Annotated in this window: 13 protein-coding genes; 6 read left to right on the plus strand and 7 right to left on the minus strand. The window is 73.7% G+C overall.

Annotation, left to right across the window (positions count from 1 at the left end; all coding sequences use genetic code 11):
• Positions 1–157 precede the first annotated feature (157 nt).
• The 3 genes from WME98_RS23180 (at position 158) to WME98_RS23190 (ending at position 4,819) form a co-directional block, all read left to right on the plus strand.
• Entirely contained in the window at positions 158–1,795 is a 1,638-nt protein-coding gene (locus WME98_RS23180; RefSeq protein WP_437953239.1) for a serine/threonine-protein kinase, read from the plus strand.
• Positions 1,796–2,036: 241 nt separating this feature from the next.
• On the plus strand, positions 2,037–3,884 hold the full coding sequence (locus tag WME98_RS23185; RefSeq protein WP_437953240.1) for a vWA domain-containing protein: 1,848 nt from the start codon (positions 2,037–2,039) through the stop codon (positions 3,882–3,884).
• 65 nt (positions 3,885–3,949) lie between these two features.
• On the plus strand, positions 3,950–4,819 hold the full coding sequence (locus tag WME98_RS23190) for a hypothetical protein (RefSeq protein WP_437953241.1): 870 nt from the start codon (positions 3,950–3,952) through the stop codon (positions 4,817–4,819).
• Here WME98_RS23190 and WME98_RS23195 read toward each other — a convergent pair.
• The 5 genes from WME98_RS23195 to WME98_RS23215 all read right to left on the minus strand — a co-directional run bounded on the left by WME98_RS23195 (position 4,808) and on the right by WME98_RS23215 (position 9,638).
• Positions 4,808–5,293 (minus strand): SRPBCC family protein, encoded by a 486-nt coding sequence (locus WME98_RS23195; protein WP_437953242.1) that lies wholly within the window; start codon positions 5,291–5,293, stop codon positions 4,808–4,810. The genes WME98_RS23190 and WME98_RS23195 overlap by 12 nt on opposite strands.
• Entirely contained in the window at positions 5,290–5,910 is a 621-nt protein-coding gene (locus tag WME98_RS23200; protein ID WP_061624763.1) for a TetR/AcrR family transcriptional regulator, read from the minus strand. The genes WME98_RS23195 and WME98_RS23200 overlap by 4 nt, the downstream gene beginning before the upstream one ends.
• Positions 5,911–5,997: 87 nt before the next feature.
• Positions 5,998–7,158, minus strand: a complete 1,161-nt coding sequence (locus WME98_RS23205) for an epoxide hydrolase family protein (protein ID WP_437953243.1) — start codon at positions 7,156–7,158, stop codon at positions 5,998–6,000.
• Between the two features lie 120 nt (positions 7,159–7,278).
• Entirely contained in the window at positions 7,279–7,968 is a 690-nt protein-coding gene (locus WME98_RS23210) for a helix-turn-helix domain-containing protein (RefSeq protein WP_437953244.1), read from the minus strand.
• Between the two features lie 110 nt (positions 7,969–8,078).
• Positions 8,079–9,638, minus strand: coding sequence for a chondroitinase-B domain-containing protein (locus tag WME98_RS23215; RefSeq protein WP_437953245.1), 1,560 nt, complete (start codon positions 9,636–9,638; stop codon positions 8,079–8,081).
• Between the two features lie 190 nt (positions 9,639–9,828).
• Here WME98_RS23215 and WME98_RS23220 point away from each other — a divergent pair, with 190 nt between their 5' ends.
• Entirely contained in the window at positions 9,829–10,737 is a 909-nt protein-coding gene (locus WME98_RS23220) for an NAD(P)-dependent alcohol dehydrogenase (protein WP_437953246.1), read from the plus strand.
• A gap of 107 nt (positions 10,738–10,844) precedes the next feature.
• Positions 10,845–11,336, plus strand: a complete 492-nt coding sequence (locus tag WME98_RS23225; RefSeq protein ID WP_437953247.1) for an N-acetyltransferase family protein — start codon at positions 10,845–10,847, stop codon at positions 11,334–11,336.
• Between the two features lie 78 nt (positions 11,337–11,414).
• Here the strand turns inward: WME98_RS23225 and WME98_RS23230 are convergent, their stop codons facing one another.
• On the minus strand, positions 11,415–12,680 hold the full coding sequence (locus WME98_RS23230) for a CapA family protein (RefSeq protein ID WP_437953248.1): 1,266 nt from the start codon (positions 12,678–12,680) through the stop codon (positions 11,415–11,417).
• A gap of 324 nt (positions 12,681–13,004) precedes the next feature.
• Here WME98_RS23230 and mobA point away from each other — a divergent pair, with 324 nt between their 5' ends.
• Complete coding sequence (mobA, locus tag WME98_RS23235) at positions 13,005–13,700, plus strand: molybdenum cofactor guanylyltransferase (RefSeq protein ID WP_437954018.1); 696 nt, start codon at positions 13,005–13,007, stop codon at positions 13,698–13,700.
• A 43-nt stretch (positions 13,701–13,743) separates the two neighbouring features.
• Here the strand turns inward: mobA and WME98_RS23240 are convergent, their stop codons facing one another.
• On the minus strand, positions 13,744–14,742 hold the full coding sequence (locus WME98_RS23240; protein ID WP_437953249.1) for an MBL fold metallo-hydrolase: 999 nt from the start codon (positions 14,740–14,742) through the stop codon (positions 13,744–13,746).
• Positions 14,743–14,748: the final 6 nt, after the last annotated feature.

A 14,748-nucleotide genomic window follows, 5' to 3' on the forward strand; every position in this document is an offset into this window, starting at 1 on the left:
AACAATCCGGCGTGGCAGCACGGATGCCCTGGGCTCGCGGGTCGAGGTAGCATCGCGATTGAGGCCCCGCCTACATCTTCTAGAGTAAAGCTTTCTTGTGGACGGCAAGACCTTGAGCGGACGGTACACCCTGGTCCGCCTCCTCGGCCGAGGAGGGATGGGGGCTGTCTACGAGGCCGACGACGCGGAGCAGGGGTGCCGCGTGGCCGTGAAGGTCATGAACGGCGAGATCGTCCACAGCCGATCTGCGCTGGAGCGGTTCGAGCGCGAGGCGAGGGCCGCGAGCGCCATCCAGACCGAGCACATCGTCCGCGTGCTCGACACGGGCGTGGACCGCGAGACCGGCTCGCCGTTCCTGGTGATGGAGCTGCTCCGCGGCGAAGATCTCGCGCAGCTCCTCTCGCGCCTCGGCCCGCTGCCCCCGCGGGTCGCGCTCCGGATCGTGGCGCAGGCCTGCGTCGGCCTGCAGAAGGCGCACGAGGCCGGCGTCGTACACCGCGACATCAAGCCCGCCAACCTGTTCCTCGCCCAGCGCGAGGGGGGCGCCGGGCTCATCGTGAAGCTGCTCGATTTCGGCATCGCCAAGATCAAGCCGGCCCACGAGCCGCGCCGGGACACGACGGGGCTCACCCGGTCCGGGAGCATGCTCGGGACGCCCCGCTACATGTCCCCGGAGCAGGCGCGGGGCATCAAGGACATCGATCACCGGACCGACATCTGGGCGCTCGGGATCGTCCTTTACCACGCGCTCGCGGGGCGCACGCCGACCGAGGACGTCGAGGCCTTCGGCGATCTCATCGCCACCCTGGTCGCCGACCTCCCGGCGCCGGTCCAGGACTTCGCGCCGTGGGTCGCGCCCGAGATCGCCGCGGTCGTCGACGGCGCGCTCCAGTACCAGCCCGTCGCCCGGTACCCGTACGCCTCGGTGATGCTCGACGCGATCAGGCCGCTCCTCGGGAACGACCCGCTCTCGCTCGACGAGGGCATGCTGGTCCCGCTCTCGCCGTCGGAGCGCCAGACCGCGGCGCCGAGGCTCGAGGTCCGGGCGAGCCCGCGCGTGCACCGCCGGGGCAGCGTCGCGGGCGCGGCGGCGGGGAGCGCCGCGAAGCGCTGGCGCGACCAGTCGACCGACTGCGCGACGGTGCCCGCGCTCGAGGCGGACGAGACGCCGCGGGTGAGCGAGGAGGCGCGGGCGCCGCAGCGCCCCCGGAGCAAGGCGCACGTGGCCCTCGCCGCGTTGCTCGTGGCGGGCCTCGGCTGGGGCGTGACGCACCGCGCGCGCGCCCCGGCGGGCGCGGCGATGACCGGCATGCACCTCGTCTCCCGCGGGCTCTCGAGGGCGCTCCCCACCGTCCAGTGGGCGGCGCCCCCGGCGGCCGTGCAGGCGCCCGTCCAGCACCGGGTCGAGCTGGCGATCGTCCCCGCGGACGCCTCGGTCGAGGTCGACGGGGTGCCCGCGCCCCTGAAGGACGGCACCGTCGAGCTCACGGGCGCGCTCGGGAGCAGCCACAAGGTGCGCGTCTTCAAGGGCAGCTCCGAGATCGAGCGCGAGGTCGCCATCACCGAGGCGGGCTCGCTCCCCCCGAAGCTGCAGCTGCCGCTGCCCCGGAAGCGCGCTCCGGAGAGGCGGCCCCGGCCCGCGGCGGCGAGCGCGGTCCCTGCCGTCGCCCCCGCCGACGCGTCGAGCGCGGCGCCCTCCAGGGGTGCGGGCGCCGCGCCGGCGGGCGCGCCGAGCGCCGCGCCCACCGCCCCGCTCGCGCACGACCCGCTCATGCCCCCGCGCTTCATCGAGTAGCCACCGCCCTCGTCCGGCCGGGCCGCGTGCCTGCGGCCCTGCGGCGCCCCAGACCGGCGGCGGCGCGCGTCGCCGCGGCGGGCGCCTGCGCGATCGGGCGAACCTCGTTCGCCCGGCGTTGTCTGCCCCGGAGCTCCTCGCCGCCCCCGCGCCGGCGCCGCGAACGGCGGCGTGACACAACGGATGCGGCGCTGGCCCGCCTGACCGAGCACCCGCTCGGTCCGCGGGGAGGGAGAAGAGCATGGGCGAACTCGGGATGGTGTGGGCAAGGCGCGCGCTCCTCGGCGGCGCGCTGCTGCTGGGGCTCTCGTCGGGAGGGCTCGCGTGCAGCAACAGGGGGGTATCCGAGTCGACGGCGTCATCGACGGTGTCTCCGGCGTCGGCGTCGGGGGAGATCGCGGACGTGTCGCTCGGGGCGCCGGCGGTCGGGGCCAAGCGCGAGGCGGCGCCCTCGACCGCCGCGCCGGGGGACGGCGCGGGGGTCCGGAAGGGGCGCGCGGGCACCGGCGGCCTGCCGGCGCCCGCCGCCGCGCCCCCCGTCGCCGCGGCGGTCGAGGGCGCGGCCCGGGGCGCGGCCCCCGAGGCGGCCCTCGACCCGAACGGCCGCTTCGCCACCACGTACCGCCCCGGCGGCGGCCACCTCGCGGCGTTCGAGTCGGCCGTCGCGCGCGGCATCGTCCCGGCCGGCGAGCGCGAGCTCGTGAGCGACGTCGGCGCCCGGTACGCGCCCGCGATCGACGTCCCGAAGGGCGTGACCCTCGCCCTGCGCACCGACCTCGAGCGGGCGAAGGTCCCGCCGGGCGGCGGCCCGGTGCACGTGCGCGTCGCGCTCCGCTCCACGGCGCAGGCGCCCGCGGCGCGGCCGCACCTGTCGGTGCACCTCGTGCTCGACGTGAGCGGCTCGATGAGCGGCGAGCCGATGGCGCGGGCGCGCGACGCGGCGCAGGCGCTCGTCGACAGGCTCGACGCGAGCGACGATTTCTCGCTGGTCACCTTCTCGAGCGACGCCGCGGTGAGGATCCCCGACGGCCCCGTCGGGCCCCGGCGAGCGGCGATCAAGGCCGCGATCGCGGGCATCGCCGAGGGCGGCGGCACCAACATCGGCCGCGGCCTGGAGCTCGGCTACGCGCAGGCCGCCCAGCCGGGCATCCCCGACGGCGCCGTGCGGGTCGTGCTGCTGCTCTCCGACGGGCGCGCGAACGCCGGGATCATGAGCTCGGAGCGGCTCTCGAGGCTCGCGCTCGACGCGTTCCAGGCCGGCGTCCAGACGAGCACGTTCGGGCTCGGCGCCGACTACGACGGCGCGCTGATGAGCGGCATCGCGAGCGACGGGGCCGGCGGGTACTACTACCTGCGCGATCCGGATCAGATCGCCCCGGCGCTCGCGACGGAGCTCGACAAGCGGCTCGATCCGGTGGCGACCGCGGTCGAGCTCCGGGTGCGGCTGAAGCCGGACGTGAAGCTGCTCCAGGTCTACGGCTCGCGCCGGCTGAGCGACGCCGAGGCGGCGCGCGTGCGGGCGATCGAGGTGGCGGCGGACGCGCAGGCGGCGCGGCGCGATCGCATCGCGAGGGACCGCGAGGACGACGCCGAGGGCGGGATGCGGTTCTTCATCCCGGCGTTCTCGCGCGACGACGGCCACGCGCTGCTCTTCAAGCTCGGCCTCCCCGCCGGCGCGGAGGCGCGGACCGTCGCGTCCATCGAGCTCAAGTACAAGGACCGGGTGACGAAGAAGAACGTCGTCGACGAGGCGCCGCTCAAGGTCGCGTACGCGACCGGCGACGCCGACAGCGCCGCGAGCGTCGACCTGTCGGTCGGCAAGACGGTCCAGGGCTTCGCCGCCGGCGAGACGCTGGCCGAGGCCGCCCGGCAGATCGCGCTCGGCGATCGCGCCCGCGCCGTCGCGCTGCTCTCCGAGCGGGAGGGCATCCTGCGCGCCGCGGCCGGCGCGCTCGGCGAGCCGCTGTTCCTGAAGGACGCGGACCGCCTCGCGCGCCTCCGCGGCCACGCGGGCGCCGCGGACGGCCTGGGCGACCCGCTCGTGCTCGCGATGCTCCTCGAGACCGCCTCGCGGTCGCACCTCCGCTGAGGGCGCATGACCATGGCCATGATGCCCCGAGCGCGGCGAGCCGCCGGCACCTCCGAGGCGCGGACATGACGCAGACCTTCCCTCTCCGGCGCGATCGCGCGGCGCAGCACGTCGACGTGCCGCCGGGCGGCGAGATCGTCCTTCGCGGCAAGCTCGTGTGCTCGACCGACGCGTCGGTCGTCGACGCGGCGACGACGACGTGGCCCGCGGGGGCGCCTGGCGGCGCCTCGGTGGACAGCGGCGGGCTCGTCGATTTCGCGCAGGGCGGCTTCCACGTGACGAGCCGCGACCCGGTGGCGCACGAGGTCCACGCCATCGCGACCGGCGACCCGGCGCCCGCGTGCGCGCTCGCGGGCGTCGAGGCCCCGTGCCTGCCGCTCCGGCTCCTGCCGCTCGCGCGCGCGCGGCTCCAGACGGCGCAGGAGCTGACCAGCTGCCTGCAGGGGGGCATCACCGTCGAGGTGCCGGACGCCGTGATCCCGCCCGTCGCGCCCGCGGCCGTTCCCTATGTGCAGGGCGCGGCCGTGCTGGTCGGTCTTGGCGCGCTCGCCGCGGTCGGGTGGGCGGTGCAGCGCCGGCGCGCCCGCTCGCCGCTCGGCCAGCTGATCGGGCTCGCGAACCGCACGCGGGCCAAGCTGAAGGCGGCCGATCCGGTCGTGGCCGCGCCGCTCCTGCCCGCCGTGGACGCCGCGCTGGGCGCGCTGAAGCGGCGGCGCGTGGACGCCGCCTCGGCCGAGGGCCAGCGGGTCGCGGAGGTGCTGCGGCGGGTGGAGATGCGCCTCGACGCGTCGGCCCTGGAGGCGCGCGCCGACCGGGAGCAGCAGGCGGCGGACGAGATGGTCCGCGAGATCGAGAGCGCGCTCGAAGCGGTCGACGAGGTGGGGGGCGCGCGGCGGGAGGCGGGCGTTAGGCGCGCCGGGGGCTCATCCGGGTGAGCTGGCCGACGGCTCGCGCTCCAGGTTCTCGCGCAGCTTACGCAATCCGTCGCGCGCTCGGCCGCGCATCACGGGGCGCAGGAGCGGGACCACGAGCCAGCGAAACCACCACCGCTGATTGCGGCTGACCATGCGCCACTCGACGCGCGTCGAGCCGTCGGAGAGCGCCGCGAAGCCCACGCTCATGCGGGGCAAGAGGAAGCCCTCGCCTTCGGTCAGCAGACGCTCCCCGACGCGCGCCTCCTTCACCTCGATGTCGATCGTGCCGGTGCGCCCGAAGGGCATGCGCACGGTCTCCCGGTAGCGCTTGCCGACCTGCCCGTGCTCCAGCGTGTCGAGCTCGCGCATGGCTGCGACGCCCGGGAACCAACCCGGGAAGTTCTCCAGGTTGGACACGTACGCGAACGTTTCGTGCAGGGGCCGGCCGATCTCCACCGAACCCTGCGCCAAGAGCTCCGGCTGCGCGCCGCTCACGAGCGCCTCCTCGGTGCCGTCTTGATCTCCATCGGCCTGAGCAGGCTCTGCTCCACGCTCCGGCGCATCGCGCGGACGTAGCGCGGCCGGGACCAACTCCGCTCCTCGATGAGCTCCTGCCAGTTCCCGATCGACAGGAGGGTGGCCAAGAAGTCCGCCGCATCCGACGCCGACCATTCGTCGGCCAGCGCGCCTTCGGCCTGAAGCCGCGCCACGAAGCCCGCGCAGACGCCCGTGAAACCGCGCATGCGGTCGCGCCACGCGAGCTCCGCGTCCTCGTCCGTGGCCCGCGCCGCCTGCATGGCCCGCGCCACGTCGGTGATGTGGGCGACGTAGCCCGCCCACGCACCGATGAACTCGGAGAGGATCGCGCGCGCGTCGGGGAGGCGCTCGCACTTTCGGACCAGGTCGGCGAACCCATGCACCTCGTCGACGTGACGCACCAGCGCGACCAAGAGCTGGGTCCTGGTCTCGAAGTGCAGATAGACCGCTTGGCGCGACACCCCGGCTGCCGACGCGATCTCCGCCATCGAGACGCCGCGGCGCCCCGGCTCGGTCACCAGCCGGCGCGCGGCCTCGAGGATCACGGCGCGGGTCTCCCCGTCCTTGCTTGACACGGTGTCAACTTGAGGCACAGTTTACACTGTGTCAAGTTCGACGGGCGCGCCGGCGTCACGGTGCGCGCGGGCGACGGGCCACCGGCCCTAGGACAGCGAACCGAAGAACTCCCGCACATCGACGGTCAGGGCCATGGGCGTCTCCGTCGCCAGGAAATGCCCGCCGCGCTCCAGCTCGGTCCAGCGCACGATGTGGTGATCGCGCTCGGCCAGCCGGCGCACCGCCACGTCCTGCGTCAGCGACACGGCCACGGCCATGGGCACGGTGCCGCGCGGCTTGGGCGCCCAGGCGGATGGGTCGTTGAAGGCTTCATAATACAGGTTGGCCGAGGTGCCGCTGGTGCCGGTGAACCAGTACAGGCTCACGTTGTCCAGCAGCGCGTCCAGGCCCACCGCATCCTCCGGCAGCGCGGCCGCGGGATCGGTCCATTCCTTGAACTTCTCGACGATCCAGGCCAGCTGGCCCACCGGCGAATCGTGCAGCCCGTAGCTGAGCGTCTGCGGCCGCGTGCCCTGGATGTGCGCGAAGCCCATCATCCGGTCGCGGAAGCTCTGCAGCCGCTCCAGGCGCTGCTGCTCCGAGGCCGTCAGGCCTTCCAGCTCGGTGGGGTCGCCGGAGGGAAACGTCACCAGCGCATTGCAGTGCAGGCCTCTGACATGCTCGCTGTCGACGCGGCCCAGCTCCACCGCGATGAACGCGCCCACGTCGCCGCCTTGCACGCCGTAGCGTGTGTAGCCCAGGCGCTGCATCAGCGCCGCCAACGCACGGGCGCAGCGGCCGTGGTTCCAGCCGGCGTCGGCCAGCGGCATCGAGAACCCGTGACCCGGGATCGACGGGATCACCAGGTGGAAAGCCCGCGAGGGGTCGCCGCCGTGGCGGCGCGGATCGGACAGCGCGTCCACCACGCGGTCGAACTCGGCAAAGCTGCCGGGCCAGCCGTGCAGCAACAACAGGGGCTGCGCGTCCGGCTCGGGCGAGCGCAGGTGCACGAAGTGGATCGTCTGGCCATCGATCCTGGTGGTGAACTGCGGGCGGCTGTTCAGGTGGGCCTCGCAGCGTCGCCAGTCGTACTTGTGCTGCCAGTGCGCGGCCAGCCGCTGCAGGTAGGCCACCGGCACGCCCCTCACCCAGTCGCCGCCCGGCAGTTGCGCCGGCCAGCGCGTGCGCGCCAGGCGTTCGCGCAGGTCGTCGATGTCGGCTTGCGGAATGGCGATGCGGAAGGGGTGGATCTCGGCGTCGCGGTGCATGGGGCTCCTCGGGTTGGTCGAACTCGCCGGTGCGAGCCGGCGGAGCCACCGTATCCACCGGGGTGGGCCCGGTCTTGGAAGAATACGACAGGCGCAGGCCGCGACGGACCGTCTCGGCCCTCAGCGCCTGGGCCCGGGCCGGGCCGCGGCCCGCGCCACTTCGCCGGGCGTCCGACCCATGATCCGCTTCAGCGAATTGCCCAGGTGCGCCTGGTCGGCGTAGCCGCAGGCGGCGGCCACGTCGGCCGGCGCATCGCCATGCATCAGCTGCTGCAGCGCCGCCTGCGCACGGTGGATCTGTGACAGCTGCTTCGCCGTGAGGCCGGTGGCGCTCAGGAACCGGCGCTGCACCGAGCGCAGGCTGGTGCCGGCGGGATCGCCTTGCAGCACGCGGAACACCACCGGGTCCGCCACCAGCAGGCCGGCCCCGATGAGGCGTGCCACGAGATCGTCGGCGTTCTCGAAGTCGGGCACCTCGAAGGCTCGCGGCCCCAGCAGGAACGAGCGCGGGTTCGGAAGCGGGCGCAGCACGCCCTGGTCCAGCATGCCCATCGCCGGCACCCCCGGCATGAACACGCCTGGCCGGAAGGCGATGCTCAGGTATTCGTCGCCGATCTCGTAGCCCAGCGTCACCGGGTGCGTGATCAGACCGGTATGCAGCACCTGCAGCCGGCCGCGGCGCTTCATGAACACCAGGTCCCAGCAGCCGTCGGGCAGGGACTGGTCCTGCGTGTCGTCGCCATAGGCGACGCGCGTGATCCGCTGCACCAGCGCATGGTCGCTGCCGCGGATGGAGCGCGTGGTCCTCATGGGCAGCTTCCCTTCGTCATGCTGCGCAGTATGGCCGGCCCGCGCCGCAAGGGGAATTCCCACGCCGGGCGGGGGCGGACGGCTCGGCCCGACCCCAGCAGTAACGCCACCTACCTGGCGTCGCTCCGCGATGAGGAGGCCTGTCGTCGCCGGAGGGCGAACGCGGCGAGGACCGCCGTCAGGAGGCCAAGGGTGTCATCCCCGCCGACGCCCGCGACGCGGCAGCCGCAGCCCTCGCCGTCGCTGGAGGCGTCGTCACCCCCGCCGGCGGCGCCGGTGCCGCCGCCCGCGCCGCCTGTGCCGCCCGCCTCACCCCCGCCCGCGGCTCCGGTGCCGCTGCCCATCCCACCCGCGGCTCCGGTGCCGCTGCCCATCCCGCCCGAGCCGGTGGTGCCGCCGCCCGCGCCCCCTTCGCCGGAGGGCCCCGGCGGTGGCACCGTCGCGCAGTCGCCGAGCGAATGTTCGAGCGCGCCGAGCGTGAAGCCCCCGCTGCCCGGCCGCCCGCGCGCGCAGTAGTCGTCGGTCACCGCGGCCTCGGCGGGCGCTTCGCCGACGAGCGACGCCACATCCCCTTTGATATGAAGGTCGCCGAGACCTGGATTTTCGTACCACGTTTGAAACGTCGCGAGCCCTACCTCGGCCAGGTTGTCACTCTCCTGATGCGTGGCCCCGTCGCGGTCGCGGATCTTGCCCGTGAGCACGTTGCCGCGCGCGACGCCGCTGGTCGTCGCGAAGCGGAAGTCGATCCCGCTCGTCGCGATCAGCGTATTGAAATGAAGCCGCGTGTCCGTCGCGCGGTTCAAGTAGATCCCGACGTCCGAGCAGCTCGCGATGATGTTGTTTCGCATGGTGCCGCCGGTGTGCTCGATCTCGCAGGGCACGTTGGGGTCGTAGGCCGGGGCGCAGTACTGCGCGCCCGTGCCGCCGCCGCCGAACGACAGCCCGATGCGCACACCGTCCGGCGAGCCGGCGGTCGTGCAGACGACGAGGTTGCGCTCGAAGAGCCCGTCCGAGCCGCCGCTCTTCATGAACGCGGCGTAGCTGACAGCGTCGCCGCCGTCTTTCTGGAAGTCGTGCAGGTAGCTGTCGCGCACGCGCCAGCGCTTGCCGCCGTCGATGTTGATCTTGGTGACGGGATTGCTGGTCCTGCGCGGGTGGGTGTCGAACAGCTCCGATCGCTCGATCAGCCCGTCGTCGGGGGCCGTCCAGACGCCGTCCACCTGCGCGGCGTTGATTTTGAGCTGGGCGTTGAAGTCCCGCACCTTCGAGCGGCGGAGGGCGAAGCGGCTCGCGGCGCCGACGACGTGGAAGGCATGCTCGCAGTCCGAGTCGTCGGCGCAGACGCCGCGGATGTCGAGGTCTTCGAAGTGCCAGTTCGGGCCGCTGACCTTGAAGCCTTCGAGGCCCGACAGCTCGAGGATCGCGCCGAGCGGCTCGGCGGCGCGCACGACGATCGGCGCGGCCTCGGTGCCTGCGGCCGCGCAGGAGACGCCGTCGAAGGCGTAGGTGCCCGAGGCGAGGACGATCTCGTCGCCGGCCTTGGCTGCGCCGATCGCGGCGACGAGCTCGTCGGTGGTGCTGACCGGCACGACGGCCGCCGCGGCGGGGGCGGCGAGGAGGAGGGAGGTGAGCAGGGCGAGCGGAGCGATGGGCGCGCGGCGTAGCGTCATGGCTGTCAGAATGCGCCGGTGCGCTCGTCGCCTCCAGCAAAAGATGGGTGATCCCCATCTCCCGGCGGAGATGGCCAGGCCGAATGGTCCCGACGACATGGACATGTTCAGCCAATCCCGGTATGGCTGAACCATGAGAGCCGCCCGACGGGAACGGTACGGCACGCCTTCCGTCATTCGGATCGAAGACGTGGCAGTGCCCACGCCGGCCGATGGCGAGATGGTGGTTCGGGTCCACGCGGCGACGGTGAGCCGCACCGACTGTGCCTTGCTCTCGGCCAGCCCGTTCATCCTGCGGTTCATGACCGGCCTCCGCAGGCCCAGGAGCAAGGCGCTCGGCACCGATTTCGCGGGGCGGGTGGAGGCGATCGGCTCGCGCGTGCGCGGCTTTGCGGTCGGCGACGACGTCTGGGGAATCAACGATCTCGGGGCCGGGTCTCATGCGGAGTACCTCGTCATCTCCGCAGACGACTCGGTCGCGCGCATGCCCAGCGGCCTGAGCTTCGAAGAGGCCGCAGCCTCCATCGAGGGCGCCTGGTATGCTTGCAGCATCACCCAGCGAGCGGCCCTCGAGAAGGATAGCCGCGTGCTGATCAACGGGGCCACCGGGGCGATCGGATCCGCGCTTCTGCAGATCTGCGTTCACCTGGGCGCCTCCGTGACCGCGGTGGGGAACACCAAGAACCTGGAGCTGTTGAGGTCGCTCGGGGCGGCCCGGGTCATCGACTACGAACAAGAAGACTTCACCCGGGACGACCAGGTCTATGACTACGTGTTCGACGCGGTCGGAAAGAGCACGTTCGGCGCCTGCAAACGCCTGTTGACGCCCCGGGGCGTGTACGTCTCCTCGGAGCCCGGACCTGGGTGGCAGAATCCATTCCTGGCGCTCCTCACGCCCGCGCTCGGCCGACAGCGGGTCGTGTTCCCGATACCCATCGACCGAAAGGTGTTTCTCGAGGTGATGGGCCGGCTCGTTACGGAGGGGCGTTTCCGGCCCGTCATCGACCGAACCGTCTCCCTGGATGCGGTTCAGGAGGCTTACGCCTACGCCGCGTCTGGGCAGAAGACGGGCAGCGTCGTGCTGAAGCTCGCGGAGTAAGATGCCTGTGCGCGCGGGCCGCGCCCGCTCCGCTTGGCATGGTCGCGTGCAGGTTGAAGCTTCACGGCCGCCATGCTTGGACATGGCGCCGAATCGGAGAACATCCAATGCCTGATCTCCACTTCCGCCATGCCCGCCCCGAGGACGCGGCCCGCCTCCAGGCCATCCGTCGCGCCGCCTTTGCGCCCGTGTTCGCGTCGTTCCGCGCGATCCTCGGCGACGAGATCTACGAGCTGGCGCAGCGGCGGACGGACGAAGCGCAGGAAGGGCTGCTGACGTCGCTGATGGCGGCCGGCTCGGGCTGGGAGGTGTACGTGGCGCAATCCGGCGACGAGGTCGCCGGCTTCGTGGCGGTCCAGCTCAATCCGGAGACGCTCGTCGGCGAGATCGGCCTCAACGCCGTCGACCCCGCGCAGGCCGGCAAGGGCATCGGCACGGCGATGTACGATTTCGCGGTGGCGCACATGAAGCAGGCAGGGATGCGGGTCGCCACCGTCGGCACCGGCGGCGACCCGAGCCACGCCCCGGCGCGACGCGCGTACCGGAAGGCGGGGTTCGACGTCGAGATCTCCAGCGTGTGGATGTGCCGCAAGCTCTGAGCTGGCCCGCACCCCGTCCGCTGCGCGACAGGACCGCGGTCGCCGCGCGCGCGGGCCGGCCAACGGTGAGGGCGTCGCTCAGCGGATCGGCCCGGCGACCTTCGGCGGCGAGGCGGGGGCGGTCTCCGCGGCGGGCTCGAGCCGCGCGCAGCCGCCGTCGTCGAAGGGGCCGATCGCCGGCTCCCCCTTGACGAACGCCGAGACGCGGCGCATCCGCTCGGCGAACGCGGCCTCCGTCTCGGCGCGCCGCGGGTCGGCCGCGAGCGGGACCGTCCCGAGGCCCTCGCTGCGCACGGGGCAGATCTCGGCGAGCGGCGGCGCGCCGCGCCGCAGGCGCAGGCGCGCGAGCATCCCGAGCTCGACCGCGGGGCCGGTCCGCTTCACCTTCATGATGAAGTTGCCGAGGCTGTAGAAGATGGGCCGGCCGCGGCGGAGCTCGATGCCCTGGAGCACGTGCGGGTGATGGCCGAGGAAGGCGTCGGCGCCGGCGTCGATGGCCGCGGCCGCGAGCGCGCGCGCCGGGGGCAGCGGGGTGTCCAGGTACTCGGTGCCGCCGTGGTAGCTCACCACGACGGCGTCGACGCCGGGCTGCTTGCGCGCGGCGCGCACCGCGGCGGCGAGCCCGTCCCGCTCCGCGGCCGCGACGAACGCCCGCGCCGGGTGCTCCCAGAGCGAGCCCTGGTTCCAGATGCCGGTCACGGCGAGCACCGCGACGCGGAAGCCGCGGCGCTCGATGACGACCGGCGCGTAGGCCCTCTGCCGCGTCCGGCCGGCGCCCACGTAGGCGACGCCCGCGCGCTCCAGGTGGTCGAGCGTCTCGAGGAACGCCTTCTTGCCGTAATCCCACATGTGGTTGTTCGCGAGCGACACCACGCTGATGCCGGCGCGCGCGAGCGCGTCCGCGCCGGCCGGCGGGCCCGTGAACACGAGCGGCTGGAGCCGGTGCTGGGTCTCCCCGCCCTGGTCGCTGAGCTGGTTCTCGAGGTTGACGAAGCGCACGTCGGCGGAGGCGAACAGCGCCGCGACGGGGGCGAACGGATCGTGCGCCGGATTGCGGAGCAGCTCCTGGCCGAGCGCCTTGCCGAGGCAGACGTCGCCGCCCGCGACGAGCGTGATCGCGTCGGCCGGCGCGGCGGAGGCGGCCGGCGCGGCGGCGGCGGCCGGCGCGCCGGCCGCCGGCGCGGCCGAGGCGGCGGGCGTATCGCGAGGCGCCGCGGCGTCGCGGGGCGCGACCGCCGCGACGGCGGGCGGCGGGGCGAGACCGGCGCCCACGTTCGCGGGCCGCTCGCAGCCGATGTGCGCGGCCGCGGCGCACATCGCGAGGAAGAAAGGGGCGGAGCGCATCTCGAGCGGCTTCTCGGCGCGCATTATCCACGGGCGCGCGGCCGCGCCCAACAATCCGGGCGCGCGGACCTCCCCGGGCAGGGGATGCCCAGCCCGGCGAAACCGAGGCGCAGCCATCGGGTCGCCGCCGCGCAGTGCTCAAAATTGAACATGAAGGCGGGAAGGCGGGAAGAAAGATCAATGATCTTCCTGCCTTCCCGCCTTCATGGGAACTCTCTCCGGGCAAATTCGAGCACTCCCCGCCGCCGTCGCCGCCGTCGCGCGCGCCGCGGCGATCCCGGTGGCCGGCGCCCGCGGGCGCGCCATGCTGCGGCCGAGGTGACCATGCAGCGGGAGCAGCTCCTCGTGGCGCAGGGCGCCGAGCCCGGCGCGGCGGGCCGCGTGGCCGGGCTGGCGGGCGTGGTGCTGTGCGGCGGGCAGAGCCGCCGGATGGGGCGCCCCAAGGCGTGGCTGCCGTTCGGGGGCGAGGCGCTCCTCCAGCGGGTCGTGCGGCGCCTCGGCGAGGCGGCCTGGCCCATCGCGGTGGTCGCGGCGCCGGGGCAGGCGCTGCCGCCGCTGCCGGACGGGGTGCTGCTCGTGCGCGATCCGGTGGAGGGCCGCGGGCCGATGCAGGGCATCGCGGCCGGGCTCGACGCGGTCGCGCCGCTCGCCGAGCGGGCGGTGGTCACCTCGACCGACGCGCCCTTCCTGCACCCCGCCTTCGTGCGGCGCCTCGCGGAGCTCCAGGCAGGCGGCCATGCCATCGCCATGCCGCAGGCGGACGGGCGCCATCACCCGCTCGCCGCGGTGTACGCCTGCGCGGTGCGCGCCGAGGCGGCGGCCCTGCTCACGGAGGACCAGCTGCGGCTGACCGCCCTGCTCGCGCGGGCGCGCACGCTGGTCGCCGGGCCGGAGCTGCTGCTCGAGGATCCCGCGCTCCGCGCCGCCGATCCGGAGCTGCGTTCGCTGCGCAACGTGAACACACCCGAGGAGTATGCGGCGGCCCTGCGCGAGCTCTCCGGCGCAGACGCTGCGGGGTGACGCGCGCGCCTCCGCCCGGGCGCCGCGGGCGCCGCCGAGCCGGCTATCTCCGCTGCGGCGCCGGGGCGCTCGCCCCCGCCGCGTCGCCGGGATCGCCCCTCGCGATCAGGACCCGCTGCTCGCCGTGCCTGGGCACGATCACCCGATCCGGCCCGAGCCCGCGCGCCGCCATGACGCACCGGAGCTCGCGGGGCGCCTGGCCGAACGTGTCGGTGCTGTTGATGAAGGTGTCGAAATGGATGGCCATCATCCGCCGCGCCCCGAGGTCGAAAAAGGCCTGGACCGCCTCCGCCGGGTCGACGTGCTTGGGCTCCATGAAATCGCGCGGCCCCACCGGCGCGATCGGGATGAGGGCCAGATCGATGGCGGGGAACCGGGCGCGCGTGTCGACGAAGAGATCGCGATCATAGGCGGTATCGCCGCCGAAATAGACCGTGATCCCGTGGTACTCGACGACATAGCCCGTGAAGCTCTCGGTCATCCAGTCCCGGTCGAGCCCGTAGCGATAACCGGAGTGCCGCACCGGGACCGCGGTGATCTTCAGATCGCCCTGCCGCCATGTCGTCCAGGTCGGGACCTCGACCGAATCGAAGCGGTAATCGGGCACGTAGACGAGCCCGCCCCGGGGCACGAGCAGCGTCCGGACCTTCGGCTCGATCTGGGACAGCGATCCCAGTGAGAGGTGGTCGAAGTGCATGTGCGAGATGAGGACGGCGTCGACGGGCGGCAGGTCCTCCGGATCGAGCCCCGGCTCGACGAGCCGTTTCACGATGAGCCCCACGGTGTCCGTGAAGACAGGGTCGGTCAGGATGAGCTTGTCGTCGATCTGGACGAGCGCGGTCGCGTGGCCGACCCAGAGGACGGCGAGCCGCGCCTCGGGGCGGTAAGGCGCGCGCACCTTGTCCGGCGCCGGCCGCGGGCTGTCGAACAGGACCCCCATGTTGCCCGCGAGGATGCGCGCGGGCACGCACGAGAGGCCCGCGAGCGCGAGGAGCGCCGCGGCGAGCAGGCGAGCGGGCGTCGAGGAGGGGCGCGGAGCCATGCGCGG

Origin of the sequence: Sorangium sp. So ce296, from assembly GCF_051529605.1 — a bacterium.
Lineage (GTDB): Bacteria > Myxococcota_A > Polyangia > Polyangiales > Polyangiaceae > Sorangium > Sorangium cellulosum_D.

Coding starts and splice junctions, on each gene's coding strand:
- WME98_RS23180 (WP_437953239.1), top strand. CDS start 158: ATGGGGGCTGTCTACGAGGCCGACGACGCGGAGCAGGGGTGCCGCGTG.
- WME98_RS23185 (WP_437953240.1), top strand. CDS start 2,037: ATGGGCGAACTCGGGATGGTGTGGGCAAGGCGCGCGCTCCTCGGCGGC.
- WME98_RS23190 (WP_437953241.1), top strand. CDS start 3,950: ATGACGCAGACCTTCCCTCTCCGGCGCGATCGCGCGGCGCAGCACGTC.
- WME98_RS23205 (WP_437953243.1), bottom strand. CDS start 7,158: ATGCACCGCGACGCCGAGATCCACCCCTTCCGCATCGCCATTCCGCAA.
- WME98_RS23210 (WP_437953244.1), bottom strand. CDS start 7,968: ATGAGGACCACGCGCTCCATCCGCGGCAGCGACCATGCGCTGGTGCAG.
- WME98_RS23215 (WP_437953245.1), bottom strand. CDS start 9,638: ATGACGCTACGCCGCGCGCCCATCGCTCCGCTCGCCCTGCTCACCTCC.
- WME98_RS23225 (WP_437953247.1), top strand. CDS start 10,845: ATGCCTGATCTCCACTTCCGCCATGCCCGCCCCGAGGACGCGGCCCGC.
- WME98_RS23230 (WP_437953248.1), bottom strand. CDS start 12,680: ATGCGCTCCGCCCCTTTCTTCCTCGCGATGTGCGCCGCGGCCGCGCAC.
- mobA (WP_437954018.1), top strand. CDS start 13,005: ATGCAGCGGGAGCAGCTCCTCGTGGCGCAGGGCGCCGAGCCCGGCGCG.
- WME98_RS23240 (WP_437953249.1), bottom strand. CDS start 14,742: ATGGCTCCGCGCCCCTCCTCGACGCCCGCTCGCCTGCTCGCCGCGGCG.